This is a genomic window from Mycobacterium sp. MYCO198283 (genome assembly GCF_021213805.1).
GTDB lineage: Bacteria > Actinomycetota > Actinomycetes > Mycobacteriales > Mycobacteriaceae > Mycobacterium.
This window is the reverse complement of record NZ_JAJQJI010000006.1, coordinates 247980-262118: the sequence shown is the minus strand read 5'-3', so window position 1 is coordinate 262118 and position 14139 is coordinate 247980. Positions and strand designations below refer to the sequence as shown.

General features: G+C 71.9%; 11 protein-coding genes. 5 read left to right on the top strand and 6 right to left on the bottom strand.

Features of this window, described 5'->3' with window-relative positions:
- Positions 1 to 4: 4 nt before the first annotated feature.
- On the bottom strand, positions 5 to 1114 hold the full coding sequence (locus LV457_RS13830) for a spore photoproduct lyase family protein (protein WP_232171765.1): 1110 nt from the start codon (positions 1112 to 1114) through the stop codon (positions 5 to 7).
- A gap of 86 nt (positions 1115 to 1200) precedes the next feature.
- Between LV457_RS13830 and asnB the strand changes: the two genes are divergently transcribed.
- Positions 1201 to 2949 carry an asparagine synthase (glutamine-hydrolyzing) gene (gene asnB / locus LV457_RS13825; RefSeq protein WP_232171764.1) on the top strand — a complete coding sequence of 583 codons (1749 nt, stop codon included), beginning with the start codon at positions 1201 to 1203 and terminating at the stop codon, positions 2947 to 2949.
- On the opposite strand, the gene LV457_RS13820 is transcribed toward asnB, so the two are convergent.
- The gene (locus LV457_RS13820) at positions 2946 to 3251 is read right to left on the bottom strand and encodes a hypothetical protein (RefSeq protein ID WP_232171763.1); all 306 of its coding nucleotides are present in this window, start codon (positions 3249 to 3251) and stop codon (positions 2946 to 2948) included. The genes asnB and LV457_RS13820 overlap by 4 nt on opposite strands.
- A gap of 97 nt (positions 3252 to 3348) precedes the next feature.
- Positions 3349 to 5952, bottom strand: coding sequence for a LuxR family transcriptional regulator (locus LV457_RS13815; protein ID WP_232171762.1), 2604 nt, complete (start codon positions 5950 to 5952; stop codon positions 3349 to 3351).
- 305 nt (positions 5953 to 6257) lie between these two features.
- Here LV457_RS13815 and LV457_RS13810 point away from each other — a divergent pair, with 305 nt between their 5' ends.
- The 4 genes from LV457_RS13810 to LV457_RS13795 all read left to right on the top strand — a co-directional run bounded on the left by LV457_RS13810 (position 6258) and on the right by LV457_RS13795 (position 10297).
- Positions 6258 to 7970: a GMC oxidoreductase gene (locus tag LV457_RS13810; RefSeq protein ID WP_232171761.1), complete on the top strand. Its 1713-nt coding sequence runs from the start codon at positions 6258 to 6260 to the stop codon at positions 7968 to 7970.
- Complete coding sequence (locus LV457_RS13805) at positions 7967 to 8569, top strand: hypothetical protein (protein WP_232171760.1); 603 nt, start codon at positions 7967 to 7969, stop codon at positions 8567 to 8569. The genes LV457_RS13810 and LV457_RS13805 overlap by 4 nt, the downstream gene beginning before the upstream one ends.
- On the top strand, positions 8566 to 9651 hold the full coding sequence (locus tag LV457_RS13800; protein ID WP_232171759.1) for a hypothetical protein: 1086 nt from the start codon (positions 8566 to 8568) through the stop codon (positions 9649 to 9651). The genes LV457_RS13805 and LV457_RS13800 overlap by 4 nt, the downstream gene beginning before the upstream one ends.
- A gap of 133 nt (positions 9652 to 9784) precedes the next feature.
- Complete coding sequence (locus LV457_RS13795; protein ID WP_308192201.1) at positions 9785 to 10297, top strand: MarR family transcriptional regulator; 513 nt, start codon at positions 9785 to 9787, stop codon at positions 10295 to 10297.
- Between the two features lie 6 nt (positions 10298 to 10303).
- Here the strand turns inward: LV457_RS13795 and LV457_RS13790 are convergent, their stop codons facing one another.
- From LV457_RS13790 to LV457_RS13780, 3 genes are read right to left on the bottom strand one after another with little or no spacing between them, the layout of a single operon-like run.
- A complete protein-coding gene (locus LV457_RS13790; protein ID WP_232171757.1) occupies positions 10304 to 10720 on the bottom strand; it encodes a DUF5313 domain-containing protein in 417 nt (138 codons plus the stop codon).
- Between the two features lie 47 nt (positions 10721 to 10767).
- A complete protein-coding gene (locus LV457_RS13785) occupies positions 10768 to 12366 on the bottom strand; it encodes a GTPase (protein ID WP_232171756.1) in 1599 nt (532 codons plus the stop codon).
- Positions 12363 to 14030, bottom strand: coding sequence for a dynamin family protein (locus LV457_RS13780; protein WP_232171755.1), 1668 nt, complete (start codon positions 14028 to 14030; stop codon positions 12363 to 12365). Before LV457_RS13780 ends, LV457_RS13785 begins: the two co-directional genes overlap by 4 nt.
- Positions 14031 to 14139: the final 109 nt, after the last annotated feature.

Below are 14139 nucleotides of genomic sequence, written 5' to 3'. Positions count from 1 at the left end.
GTCGTCAGGTCCAGTACAGCACCTGGGCCTGCGGCAGCGTGGCAGCCAGCTCGGCGGCGAACCACGACCGCAGCTCGGCCATGGTGTCCTTCGGGTAGACGTACTTGGTCGAGCCGAACTTGCCGAACTTGCGGGTGCGCGCCGCCTCGTCCATCTCCAGCTTGGTGCGCGGGTACCAGCCGAGCAGCACGTCCTTGCTGCCCGGTGTGAACCGGTGCGTGATGCACTCGACGGTCAGGTCCACGTCGTCGACGTCGGCGATCGCACTGGCGACGTCGCGCAGCAGCGCGCCGTAGCCGTCGCGCCAGTCGGGGATGGGCATGATCGGGGCGATGGTCAGCCCGATCGGGTACCCGGCCGCCGCGGCGGCGCGCAGGGCGGCGATGCGCTTGGGCAGCCTTGCGGTGCCGCCCTCGAAGCGGCCGCTGATCTCCTCGGCGTTGACCGAGAACCGGATGCGGGTGCGGCCGCCGTGTGGCAGGTCGAGCAGCGGGCCGACGTTGTCGTACTTGGTGGTGAACCGCAGCCCGACCGGACCGGCCCACGCCCGGGTGCCGACGTGGCGGATCGCCGCGGACAGCGAGCCGGTCAGGTGCTCGAGCGCGAGCGGATCGGTGTAGCAGGACGCCTCGAACGTGGTGCCCTCGCCGGAGCGGTCCGCCGAGCCCGACGTGACGGACCCCTGACCGACATGGGCGTCCATCTCGGCGAGGATCTCGGGCAGGTTGGCGTAGACGCGGGTGATCGGCGGGCCGGAGAGCGAGCCGGCGAGGTAGCAGTACTGGCAGTGGCCCGGACAGCCCTCCGCGAGGTCGATGCGCCAGTCGGCGCTCGGCGGGATGGGCTGCAGCCGGCGCTTGCTGGGCGGTGCGACCACCACGGCCATGGTCCGCTTGGCGAGCGCGTACTCGGCGCGGTCGCTGTCGGCGCGCGACGACGGCAGCCGGTCGGTCTTGAGCAGCTGGATGTCGGTGACGCCGGCCGCCTCGCAGCGCGCGACGATCTGCGCGCCGTGGGGCTGCTCGGCCGCCGAGCGGGTCACCAGGACACGCGCGGGCGTCCACAGGGTGGGGGAGTCGGGGGAGCGGAAAAGAGAGGTCGCGGGGATCGTCACAGTCGCCGTCATCGTGTGTGGTGCAACGTCGGCGGCCGAACCGCCATTCCGCTTTCGGGCCCGCGCCGACGGGTATGCCGCACGCCATGTGCGGAATCGCCGGTGCGGCCGGCCCGGGAACATCGTGGCGGCTGGTCGACGACATGTGTCGCGCGCTGGAGCACCGCGGCCCGGACGACCGGCAGACGGTGGTGACCGACGGCGACGGGGTGGGCCTCGGGATCGCGCGGCTGGCGATCATCGACGTCGCCGGCGGGCGGCAGCCCATCACCGTCGGCGGCGTCACGGTGGTCGGCAACGGCGAGATCTACAACCACGTCGAGCTGCGCGACGAGCTCGTCCGGCGCGGCCACCGCTTCGCCACCGGCAGCGACATCGAGGTGGTGGCGCACCTGTACGAGGAGGCGGGGCTCGCCTGCCTCGACCGGCTCAACGGGATGTTCGCGCTGGCGATCTCCGACGGGCACGTGGTGCACCTCGTGCGCGACCGGATCGGCGTCAAACCGCTGTACTGGAGCAATGCCGGCGGCCGGCTGCGGTTCGCCTCGGAGCTGCCCGCGCTGCTGCTCGACCCGGAGCTGCCGCGGGTCCCGGATCTTGACGCGATGGCGGAGATGCTGGTGCTCACCCACCTGCCGGCGCCGCGCACCCCGCTGCGGGACGTGCACAAGGTGCCGCCGGGCGGCGTCGTCAGCTGGCGGGCCGGCGCCGTCACCGAGCACAGCTGGTGGACGTGGCCGACACCCGACGGCGAGGTGGGCGACGCCGACCAGCACGCCCGCATCCGAGAGCTGACCGTTGACGCCGTGCGGCTGCAGCTGCGCTCCGACGTGCCGGTCGGCGTGCTGCTGTCGGGCGGCATCGATTCGACCGCCGTGCTGTGGGCGGCTCGGGAGCTGGGCAGCGACGCGCCCGGATACTGCGTCGACTTCTCCGAACCCGACGGCGACGGCCGATATGCGCGGCTGGCCGCCGACGCACTGGGCGCTCGGCTGCTCACCCGGGCCGTCGACGCCGTCGACGCGCTGCAGGGGCTCCCCGCCTTGGCGGCGCGGCTACCCGAACCGCTGGGTGATCCGGCGCTGTTGCCGAGCCTGGCGATCTGCGACGTCGCGGCGCGTGACGTCACCGTGGTGCTCAGTGGCACCGGCGCCGACGAGATCTGGGGCGGCTACGGGCGCTACACGCTCGCCGACGGCGACCCGGTGGAACGCTACGTGCGGGAGCTGTCGGTGCTGCCCGAAGCGCAGGTCCGGCAGGCGCTGGGACTGCCTGCCGGCGACCCGGTGGCGCAGCGGCTGCGCGACGCGCTCTCCGTCGTGGGACCGGGCGACCCGGCGGCGGCCCGCATGTACCTCGACGGCACGCTGTCGCTGCCGGCGGCGCTGCTGCCGCTCTTGGACAACTCGTCGATGGTGCACTCGCTGGAGGCCCGCGTGCCGCTGCTGGACCACCGGCTGGTCGAGCTGGCCGCGCGGCTGCCCGGACCGGTGCGGCTACCGGGCGGCGCGCTCAAGGAACTGCTGCGCGCATCGCTGCGCGGCTGCGTGCCGGACGCGATCCTCGACCGGCCGAAACGCGGCTTCGCGCCGCCGCTGGACGCGTGGGGTGCGGCGCGGCTGCACGCGCCGCTGCGCCGGCTGCTGGCCACGCCGGGCGGGTTGGGCGAGATCGTCGATCCGGCGGCGGCGCGCCGCTGGGTCGCACCGGACGCCGCGGCCGCCGGGCTGGTGGCGCTGCGAAGCTGGGTACTGCTGGTCGCCGACCTGTGGTGGCGGGCCACCGTCACCGCCGCGCCGATCGCCGGCGATCTCACCGACGTGCTGGCGGGTTAGCTGGCGACGGGCCGCACGTCGACGTGGGTATCCGGGGTGATCCGCTGCGGCAGCACACCGGCGCGGCTGCACATCTGCAGCACTCGCTGGCCGGTGTCGGCGGCGAACACGCCGTAGACGGTGTCGTCGGCGGGCACCACGAACGCGACGAGCAGCCGGACCGCCCCGCCCGCTTCGAGCGCCGCTGCGGCGGAGTCCAAGAGCGCGACGAGGCTGTCGAAGCCGGGCCGGCTGAGCTGCGGTCGGTACCACTCGGCGACGAAGCACCCGCTGAGAGGGGCCGCGGCTGACGGATCGGGCATTCGGAATCTCCTGAGCGGGCGGACCGGCTGACCCGCAGGCTATGGCGGCCCGGCACCAGCGAACACGCGTAGTGCACTACGCGAAAGGCGCGGCGGCTCAGCCGGTGATGGCGGCCACCGCGGTTGCCAGCGCCGACCGGTCCGGCACGTCGAGCTTCTGGCAGGCCCGGTAGACGTGCCCCTCGACGGTGCGCACCGAGACGCACAGCTGCTCGGCAATCGCCTTGTTGGAGAGACCCTGTGACACCATCACGGCGATCTCGCGTTCCCGGCCCGTGAGCGGCAGTGGGCTCAGCACCGCCTCCAACGCCGGTGTCAGCGGGTTGCCGCACCGGTTCGCCAGCGAGGCCGCCGTGGCCCTGGCCGCCAACTCGCCCGCGCGCTCGTGGCGCCCGGCATGGGCGGTCGCCGCTTGGGCGGCGGCGTCGGCGGCCGCGGCCACCATGCCCATCGACTGCAGCTCGGCGGCGATGCGGTCGAGCGCGGGGCCGTCGCCGCGGCCGAGCGCCCGCGCATGCTCGACGACGAGCGGCGCGAACCGGCACGTCAGCTGGCGGGCGATACGACGCGCATCGTCGGACGCGGCGGTGTCGCCGAACCGCACGGCGTCGTGCACCGCCCGCAGCGCGATGGCATGTTGACCGGACGCCTCGGCGATGCGGCGAGCGTCGCGCGCCGCGCCGATCGCGCCGCGGATGTCACGCGCGGCGGCCCGGCTCCACGCCCGGGCCAGCGCGAGATCGGGGGCGTAGATCTCGCTGCGCATCGCGTGCGCGCGCTCGGCGCGCTCGACCGCCGCGGCCGCGTCGGTGGCCTTGCCCTGCTGGCCGAGCACCTGCGCCAGACAGATCAACGCGAGCGGTCCCCAGCTGTAGCCGGTCGACGTCAACGCCGCGCCGGCTTGGCGCAACAGCGACACCGCCTCGTCGCAGCCGCCCCGCACCATCACCACCTGCGCCAGGAGCACCTCGCCGATGGCCCGACCGGGCTGCTGGAACTCGGAGAACCCGAGGTAGTGGCGGGCGAGCCGCTCGGCGCCCGCCACGTCGCCGGCCATGACGAGCGTGAGCGTCTGCCCCAGCCCGATGGTGAAGCGCAGCAATCCCGGGTGCGCAGCGGCGAGCCCGCGTGCCGCCAGTGCGTCGACCTCGTCGAACCGGCCCATGCGCGCCGTCGACAGCGTGGCCGTCGCGGCCGCCCACGCCACCGCGAGGTCCAGCGCGTCGGGCGCCGCGAGCACCTCCGCGGCGACGCTCACCGCGGCGGACGGATCACCGGTGTTCATCGCGAAGGTCGCGGCGAGCGCGTCGATGGTGTGCAGCGCCGCCGGCTCGGTGATCCTGGCGCGCATCTCCTGCAGGAACGCCACGGCCGGCGCCGAGTCGCCGAGCATCCAGAACATGTTCGCCGCCTTGGGCAGCGTCCACGCCATGAGCTCCCACGGCGACAACGTGTCCGGGTCCACCCCGGTGAGTGCCTCATCCGCCTCCGCGCCGCGGCCCTGCCACGACAGCGCGTGGGACAACGGCAGTTTCGCCTGCAGGGTGGGCGACTGCCGGAGCGCGGCGCGCGCCAGCCGCTCGCCCAAGGTCAGGTCGCCCATCCGCATCGCCTCCCACGACAGCGTGATGAGTTCCTGGGCGTCGGGCGGGGTGTCGGTGTTGATCGCCAGGGCGGCGACGCGCAGCCGCTCGGTGAGGGTGGGCGCCGGGTGCGACGACAGCTGGCTGACCAGCAGCTTGCTGAGCCGGCGCCGCGCGAGCCGGCCCATCGAGGTGCGGACGCGCTCGGTGTAGAGCGGGTGGATCGGATGCGCCACCAGGTGCCCGGATCGTTCGGTGACCGTGATGAGCCCCGTGGCCTCGGCCTGCTCGACGGCGTCGATGCCGACCAGGTCGGCGAGATCGCCGACCGCCAGCGGTTCTTCGACAGCGAGGAACTCGAGCACGCCGCGGCCCGCCGGCGGCATGCCGGCCAGCCGCAGGTCGATCAGCGACGACAGCTGCGGGGTGAGCGAGAACTCGCCCCGCAATTGCCAGATGTCGTCGACCTGGCGCAGCGCACCCGAGGCGACGGACGCCTCGACGAGGTGACGCAGGTAAAGCGGGTTGCCCTGACTCACCGCCACCATGCGTCCGGTGGTCACCGACTCGACTGCCCCGCCGAGGACGGTGCGCAGCAGCGCTGCCGTCTCCTCTGGCGTGAACGGCTGCAAATCGATGCGTTCGAGGATCCGGTCCTTCCACAGCGCCGTGACCGCATCGGGCGGCGTCTCGCCGTCGCGGACGGTGAGCAGCAGCCGGGCGGCCCCGGTGACACCGAGCTGGTGCACCAGCGTCGCCGACAGCACGTCGAGGTGGTGAGCGTCGTCGACCACCAGGAGCAGGCCGTGCGGCGCGCTGCGGCACAACGTCTCTCGCGCCCGTCGCAGGAGCGCCGCGGGTTCGTCGTCCCCGCTGACGTCGACGAGGTGGCTGAAGGCGCCGAACGGGACGCGCTGCGCCGAGGCGGTGCCCGAGATCCAGTGCGACGACACCTCGGGGTGGCGGGTGAGGAGCTCCTTCGCCACCCCGCGCGACATGACCGTCTTGCCGACACCGGCAGCACCGACCAGGACCGCGCCGCGGCGGCGAGGTGACAGCGCGCGCGCCAGGTGCTCACGGGTGTCCTCCCGCCGCGCGGTGATCCAGCGCACTCCCACGCGCGAATACTAGAACGGGGGATCGTGTGACGCCGGGCGAACCATGACGCCTGATTGGATGCGCGAATGGCCGCGCGACGGGCAGCTCGGGTGTTGTTGTCGAATTCAACTACTCGATAACGAGGGAACTGGTGAAAGTGGTTGGGCTGCAGCCGTTTCAGCGTGCCGCACTGGCCCGGCGAATCATGATTGTCATATTCGCCGACCACGGTCGAATTGCCTCGTTAATGTATGTCCTCCGCGACCGAGAAGCGTTATCGAAAAGGACCACCCATGCGTTATCCGCCCGGCAGCGAAGCGGTGCTGTGACCCTGCAGACCGGACACCCGCCCGGCCGCGTCGACACGCTGGTGGTCGGATCGGGCTTCGGCGGTTCGGTGGTGGCCGCCAAGCTCGCCGAGCGGGCCGACCGCGAAGGCAGGTCTGGCGACGTCTGCGTCGTCGAACGCGGAAAGGCGTACGCGCCCAACGACTTCCCGCGAACGCCCAAGACGATGGCGACCAACTTCTGGAACACCAGGTCGGGCCTGCACGGCCTGTTCGACGTGTGGAACTTCATGGGGTTCGATGCGGTCGTCGCGAGCGGGCTCGGTGGCGGCTCGCTCATCTACGCGAACGTGATGCTCCGCAAGGACGAGAGCTGGTTCACGCAGCCGCATCCGTACCGGCGCGGCGTCACCGAGACGTGGTCGTTCACCAGGAAGGATCTCGACCCGCACTACGACGCCGTGGCCGAGTGCCTGTCGCTCCAGACCTATCCGGGCGACCAGCCGTTCCAGGTGCCCAAGGCGGCTGCGTTCCGCGCCGCGGCGCCGACCGGCATGGCGGTGCAATCCGCGCCGCTGGCGGTGCGGTTCGACGGCGGAAACGGTCCGGAGGTCGGGGCGCCGCTTCCCGCCGCGCCGTACGGGAACATTCACGGTGCTCACCGGCGCACCTGCCGGTTGATCGGCGAGTGCGACCTGGGCTGCAACGAAGGCGCCAAGAGCTCGATGGACCACACGTTCCTGTCGATCGCCAGCGACCACGGCGCGTCGATCCACACCTGCACCGAGGTGCGCAGGATCACCAAGCACAAGGACCACTTCGCGGTCGAGGTGCTGCTGCACACGCCCGGTGCCACCGGCGAACCGCCGACAAAGACCATCACGGCCCGTCGCGTGGTCCTGGCGGCCGGCACCTTCGGCAGCACCAACCTGCTGCTGTGCAACCGCGCGTCGCTCGGCCTGCGTAATCCGGCGTTGGGCACCCGGTTCTGCGGCAACGGCGACCTGCTGAGCTTCGTGATCGACGCCAGGAACCGCGACGACGACATCCAGCCGTCGCGTGGGCCGGTCATCACCTCCTACCTGCGCTTCGACGACGGCCACGGCATGTACATCGAGGACGCCGGCGTCCCGGCATTCGCGGAGTGGCTGGTCGACATGTCGCAGCTGAGCGGGCGGGTGAAGGGCGTGGCGAGCCTGGTCGGGCAGCGGCTGTGGTGGCAGGTGACGGGCAAGGGCCGCAGCAGCTTGTCGCGCGACCTCGCGAAGATCGTCGGTCCGGGCACCTTCGGCGCGCGGGTGTTCCCGCTGCTCGGGATGGGACGCGACGTCCCCGACGGCATGCTGTACCTGCGTGAACAGGACGGCGAGACGCGGCTCGACAGCACCTGGACCACCGGGACGTCGCTGGCCTACTTCGACGCGATGGTGGCGCGCATGCGGGCGATGGCACACAAGCTCGGCGGCAGGTTCGTGATGAACCCCAGCTGGCTTCGTCGCCGCGTGATCACCGTTCATCCGCTGGGCGGCTGCCCCGCCGACACGACGGAATCGGAAGGCGTCGTGGACACCTACGGGCGGGTGAAGGGCGTCGAGAACCTCTGGGTGTGCGACGGCTCGGTGATGCCCGGTCCGGTCGGCGCCAACCCGTCCTTCACCATCGCGGCGTTCGCGCATCGCGCCGCGGAGCAGATGGTGGCCGAGCCGGCCGGGGCCTGGCCGGCCGTGGCGCAGGACGAGGTGCCGGTGTGAAGGTGTCGTTCACCGAGCGGATGGCCGGCTACTACACCGTCGGCTCACCGGCCTATGACACCGGCGACGTCACCGGCCGGCGGGACGGGCAGCGGCTGTCGTTTCGGGTGATCATCAGCACCGACGACGTCCGCCGGGTGCGCGACGATCCGCGCCACCGCATGGCCGTGCGGGGCGACGTGTGGTGCAAACAGTTCGCCGCCGGCGCCATGCCGGTGGTGGGCGGCGCCTTCGACCTCTTCACGCCCACCGACGGGATGCGCTACGAGATGCGCTATCGGCTGCCGTTCCGCACCCGGGACGGGTCGGTGATGACGCTGCTGGGGCACAAGAACGTTGGCAACGACTGGGGTTGGGACGCCTGGCGCGACACCACCACGCTGTTCACCCGGCTGGTCGACGGGGCGGTGGCCGAGTACCCCGAGGGCCCGGACGGTGGTGACTTCGCCCGCGGCATCCTGCGGCTCGACGCCGGCATGTTCGCTCGCCAGCTCACCACCTTCCGCGGATCGCCCGCGGGCGTCGTCGGCTTCAACGCGTTCTTCCTCGATCGGTTCCGCCGCGTCTACCAGTTCCCACCCAAGAGGCGACCACGATGACCGCGTTGATCACCGAGACCATCCCCTTCACCGCCCGCGACGGCATGGCGCTCAACCTGCTGCACGTCCACGGCGGCAACCCCACCCGCGGCCCGGTGGTGCTGGCGCCCGGGGCCGGCGTGCGGGCGACACTTTTCCTGCCGCCGAACGAGCGCACCATCGTCCACGCGCTCGTCGACGACGGCTGGGACGTCTACATCGAGAACTGGCGGGCGAGCATCGACCTGCCGTTCACCGAATGGAACCTCGACCAGGCCGCCGTCAACGACCATCCCGCCGCGGTGGAGAAGATCGTCGAGGTCACCGGTGCCGAGCAGGTGAAGGCGATCATCCACTGCCAGGGGTCGAGCAGCTTCGCGATGTCCGCGGTCGCGGGACTGGTCCCGCAGGTCGACGTCATCGTGGCGAACTCGATGTCGCTGCACCCGGTGGTGCCGCGGTGGTCGGAGTTCAAGATCGCCCGGCTGGTGCCGCTCGTCGGCGCGCTCATCCCGTATCTCGATCCCCGCTGGGGTCGCCGGCCGCCGCCACGCATCGTCGAGCGGCTGCTCGTCGGGATCGTGCGCGCCACCCACCACGAATGCGACAACGACGTCTGCAAGATGATCAGCTTCACCTACGGCTCGGGCCGACCGGCGCTGTGGTCGCACGAGAACCTCTCGCCGGAGACCCACGAATGGTTGAGCGAGGAGTTCGGACCCGTGCCGCTGCGGTTCTTCGAGCAGATGGGGATGTCCGTCCGCGCCGGCCGTCTCGTGCCCACCGGAGAATTCGCTGACCTGCCGCCGGACCTGCTGCTGGAGCCGCCGAAGACCACCGCGCGGTGGTTGCTGCTGACCGGGACGCAGAATCGCTGCTTCCTGCCGGAGAGCCAGTACCGGACGCAGACGTACCTGCGGAAAAGTGGGCGGGTGTCGTCGCGCGTCGTCGAGGTCGACGGCTACGGGCACCTGGACATGTTCCTGGGCCGCTACGCCGACCGGGACATCTTCCCGACGATCCTCGACGAGCTGACGCACTCCGACAGGCCCGCCGCGCTGCCGTCGAACGGTCACCGATTCGTTTACCGCAAAAGCACGTAGTCCACTACGCGTGCCTGCGCAGGCACCGGTTTTTACGCTCCGAGCAGCAGTGATTCCGGACCTTCCCGCCGCAGGAGCAGCCATGAGCGAGTACGCGATCGACAGTTCCGTCCGCACTCGCCGGCGCCCAGGGATGGCGGGCCGCGCGGGTGCTGCGACCGTGCACCCGATCGACGAGCGGCTGTTGTTCGGCCGCACGGAGAGCGACATGCCGGGGTTGACGCTGGCGGAGTGGCGCTCGTGGCAGCACTTCCTCGAGGCGTCGCTGCGCCTGACGGCGAGGCTGAACCAGCAGCTCGTCGACAAGCACGACCTCACGCTCGACGATGTGCGGCTGCTGCACGCGCTGTCGCTCTCGCCGGACCGGTCGATGAGGATGGGCCAGCTCGCCGATGTGCTGGCGGGCACACCCAGCCGGATCACCCGGCAGCTGAGCCGCCTGGAAGCGCGCGGGTTGGCGGCCCGCCGGCGCTGCGCCGACGACGGCCGCGGCGTGATCGCCTCGATCACCGAGACCGGCTGCCGGCTGGTCTCCGACGCGGTGGTCACCTACAGCAAGGGCGTGCGTTCGGACTACCTCGGGCAACTGACCCGCCCGCAGGTGATCGCGATCAGCGACTGCTGCCGACGCCTCGTCGGCAGGTAGCGCCGGTCAGAACGGGCTGCTGTTCGACTGCCACTTGGCTTCGGCGGGCCGCGGGCCGAAGCGCCGGACGTAGTCGTCGTGGATGTGCGCGTCGCGCTGCCGCCGAATCGCGTCCACCAACGTCGGATCGAGGCCGTGTTGCCCGAGGCGGTGGCGCCGCCACACCTTGTGCAGCGCCGACGACATGAGCAACGCCCAGATGTAGATGGGCGCCGTCATCTCCAGGTGCACGTAGAACGGTGCCGGCAACAGCCACAGCGGCGCCAGCACACATAGCGGCGGAATGGCGAACCGGATCATGTGGCGGCGGATGGCGCCCGGACCGGCGAGATCGTTGGCCACCCAGTCACGCATCGAATCGGGCAGCCGTTTGCCGTAGTAGTAGGGCAGCTGCTGCAGCAGTGACGGTGTGGCGGCGGTCATGACGCTCCTGGTTTCTGCGCAGTCCTGGCTTGATCCTACCGACGCCGTCAGCGCCGCCGGCGCGGTCGACGGTCGAGGCCGTGCACCGCGTCCGCGAGCTGGCCGTAGCGCGTCAGTTCCTCTCGCAACGGGGCGAGGATGAGCTCTTCGGCCACCGCGTCGACCCGTCGGTGCAACTCCGCGGCTGCCTTGCGTCGACGCCGCGCGGCGCCGACGGCCACGAACGGCCGCACGATGATGCGGAGCAGCAGCCCCAGGACGAGCCCACCCACGAGCAGTACGGTCGGCCACGCGACCGGCCCCAGCGACGGCGCGTCCATGTCGATCCGCAGATAGGCCAGTGCCGCCAGCACTCCCAGCCACAGCCCGCCCACCGCCGCTGCGACGATCAGCAGCCATTGCAGCACGCCGAATAGCCGCCACCACCGCGGCCGCGTCGCCATGCCGAGGTCGGCGCCGCCGACCGCCCGGTCCAGCGCGTCGGGCACCCGGTCCGCCTCGGACCGGGCCGCGTCGCGGAAGATCTGCGGCCACGGTCCGGGCAGGCCGGTGGACGCGGTGTCGGCCAAGGCGCGCACCGCGCTGTCCACACCGGCGCGCGATGCGGCAGAGACCGACGGCATCGACGTGCGTCGCAGCGCGTCGTGCTCGCCGCCGCCGGGGTTCAGGCCCAGTCGGCGCAGCGGGTCCGGGCGCAACTTCGCCACCCACCGCACCGGTGGCCACCCGGTGGCAGCCAGGCCCCGGCGGGTGTAGGCGCGGCCGACCGCGTCGACCACCGCGGGGACCGCCGCCGCGCCGGCCAGCGAACCGCGCAGCGTCCGTTCGGCGTCCCGCAGCGCAGGGTCCGACCGTCGCACCGGCACCAGCGGCGTGAGCCGGTCGGCCATCGCGTCGAGGTCGGCGTTGACGCGCGCCGTCCGGGCCCGGTGATCCGCGACGGTGGTGACGAGGAATTCGCGCAGCTCGGTCACCTCGTCCGGCTTCACGGCCGACGTCGCCAGCACCGGCACGCCGACGAGGCCGTCGTCGCTCATCAGGCGGTGCAGGTCCCGCATGCAGGACGCCACGTCCGACACCGGCAGCCGGTCAACCTGATTGAGCACGACCACCATGACGTCCCGGTGCGGCGCCAGCGGGCGCAGGTACTCGTCGTGCAGCACCGCGTCGGCGTACTTCTGCGGGTCGAGCACCCACACGAACGCGTCGACGAGGCGGATCAGCCGATCGACCTCGGCGCGGTGCGATGCCTCGATCGAGTCGTGATCGGGCAGGTCGAGCAGTACCAGCCCGGTCAGGTCGGGTGCCGTCGCGCCGTCGTCGATGTGGCGGTGCTTGATCTCCAGCCAGTCGAGCAGTTCGGCGGCGGGGGAGAGCCCGAAGACGATGGCCTGGGTGGCCGATGTGGTGGGCCGCCGGATGCCGACCTGTGCAAGCGGCGTGCCGGCGATCGCGTTGAACAGCGAGGACTTTCCGCTGCCGGTGGCTCCGGCCAGCGCCACCACGGTGTGCTCGCCGGACAGCCGCAGCCGCGCCCCGGCGCGCGCGTCGAGGGTGCGCGCATCGGCGAGAATGTCGTCGGGCAACCGGCCGTCGCCGAGCGCAGCCACCGCTGACAGCGCCGCCAGCCGCTCGACCAGCGTCACTGAAGCACCGCCGCAACCCGATGGGCGGCGGCCCGCAGCTCGTCGCCCGTGACGGCGGACGACGCCGAGCCCAGGATGCGGCGGTACCGGTCCGCGTCGTGCGCCAGCAGCTCCTTCACCCGGGTCAGCAGCTGGTCGCGTGCTTGGCGCGCCAGGCCGCGGACCGCCTGCTCGCCGAAGATCGCCTCGAGCACCTTCTGGCCGGCCACCGACGTGCCACCGGCCACCGCGATCTCGGCGCCCGTGAGCCCGGCTGTCTGGCTGAACACCGCCAGCATGACGACGAGCCCGGCCCCGTTGACGCCGTAGGAGGCCAGTCGCGCACTCGACCGCTTGGATGCGCCTTCGGTGCGCACCAGATCGAGCACGAAACCTTCCCATTCCCGGACGAGCAGCTCGACCGCGTCGTCCAATCCTGGTGCGGGCCGGGCCAAGTCGTCGGTGAGCAGCTGGGTACCGGCCTGATGGCGGGCCCAGCATGCGTACGACGATTCGGCAGCGTCTTCCGCCGCGGCCTTCACGATGGTGACGATGCCGCTCTCCAACGCCGAGCCCAGTTCCTCGACAGGCGTGGACCGTCCGGTGACGGCGGCCACCATCCGGTCGCGGATCCTCCCGACCCGTGACTCCAGCCGACGCAGGTACTCCCCGGTGCCCACCACGTCCTGCCAGCGGGCGAGCACCTCGCCGCGCAGCAGGGCGCCGTCGCGGATGGCGTCGTCGACCCGGGCGAGGGCGCTGTCGAAGGACGACGCGACGCACGACTCGAGCTGGGCGCGGACGTCGGCTTGTTCGTCCAGTGCGCCGGCCAGCGCCTGGGTGCGCGGCGGCAGACTGCGCAGCGCGCCCTGCAGCGTGTAGCGCACCACCGACGTTCGCTGCTCCGCGTCGGCGGTGAGCCCGCCGAGCCAGGCTCGGATCGGATGCAGCGACTTGTCCTTCAACCGGCCGTGGCGCAGCGACTGCTCTTCGATGACGAACAGCGGCGCCTCGGTCAGCCCGCTCGCGGCGAGCATGTCCGACAGGTGGCCGGCCACGTCGCGGACGGCCTCGGGTGGGCAGCGGTCGAGGACGATCGCAATGGCGGTGCCGCGGTCACGCGCGGTGTGCAGCATGTGCCACGGCACCGCGTCGGCGTAGCGGGCCGCCGTCGTGAGGAAGATCCACAGGTCGGCAGCGGCGAGCAGCGTCCCGGCGAGTTCGCGGTTGCTGCTCACCACGCTGTCGATGTCCGGGGCGTCCAGCAGCGCCAGACCGGGCCCGATGCCCGGATGCGGCGCCAATCGCAGGCCATCGGGGCCGGAGGACCGCGGCAGCTGCGGCAGGATCCGGTCGTCGGTGAACCACGGCAGGTCCGTTGGATGGCAGACGATCACCGGGCCGCGGGTGGTGGGCCGCAGCACGCCGGATTGGCTGACGTCGGCGCCGACCAGCGAGTTGATGAGCGTCGACTTGCCGGCGCCGGTGGATCCCCCGACCACCGCGAGCAGGGGAGCGTCGACGCTGCGCAACCGGGGGATGAGGTAGTCGCTCAGCTGGCCGGCGAGTTGGCGGCGGTCGCGTTCGGCCGGCCATGCCGACGGCGCGGGCAGCGGAAAGCTCACCCGCCGCAACACGTCGTCCAGAGCAACCACCGCGTCGAGCAGTTCCGTCGCCGGCGTCATGCCTCCAGCCTGCCTGACGTTGCGGCCGCCGCGAGGCTGAACCGGGCCGCCGCGTCAGCGCCACCAGCGAACGCCATCGACTACACGGACTTCCCGGCTGCGGCTGCTC

Excerpts from the sequence above, each read along its gene's own strand:
- asnB (WP_232171764.1), top strand. The coding sequence starts at position 1,201 with ATGTGCGGAATCGCCGGTGCGGCCGGCCCGGGAACATCGTGGCGGCTG.
- LV457_RS13820 (WP_232171763.1), bottom strand. The coding sequence starts at position 3,251 with ATGCCCGATCCGTCAGCCGCGGCCCCTCTCAGCGGGTGCTTCGTCGCC.
- LV457_RS13800 (WP_232171759.1), top strand. The coding sequence starts at position 8,566 with ATGACCGCGTTGATCACCGAGACCATCCCCTTCACCGCCCGCGACGGC.
- LV457_RS13795 (WP_308192201.1), top strand. The coding sequence starts at position 9,785 with ATGGCGGGCCGCGCGGGTGCTGCGACCGTGCACCCGATCGACGAGCGG.
- LV457_RS13790 (WP_232171757.1), bottom strand. The coding sequence starts at position 10,720 with ATGACCGCCGCCACACCGTCACTGCTGCAGCAGCTGCCCTACTACTAC.
- LV457_RS13780 (WP_232171755.1), bottom strand. The coding sequence starts at position 14,030 with ATGACGCCGGCGACGGAACTGCTCGACGCGGTGGTTGCTCTGGACGAC.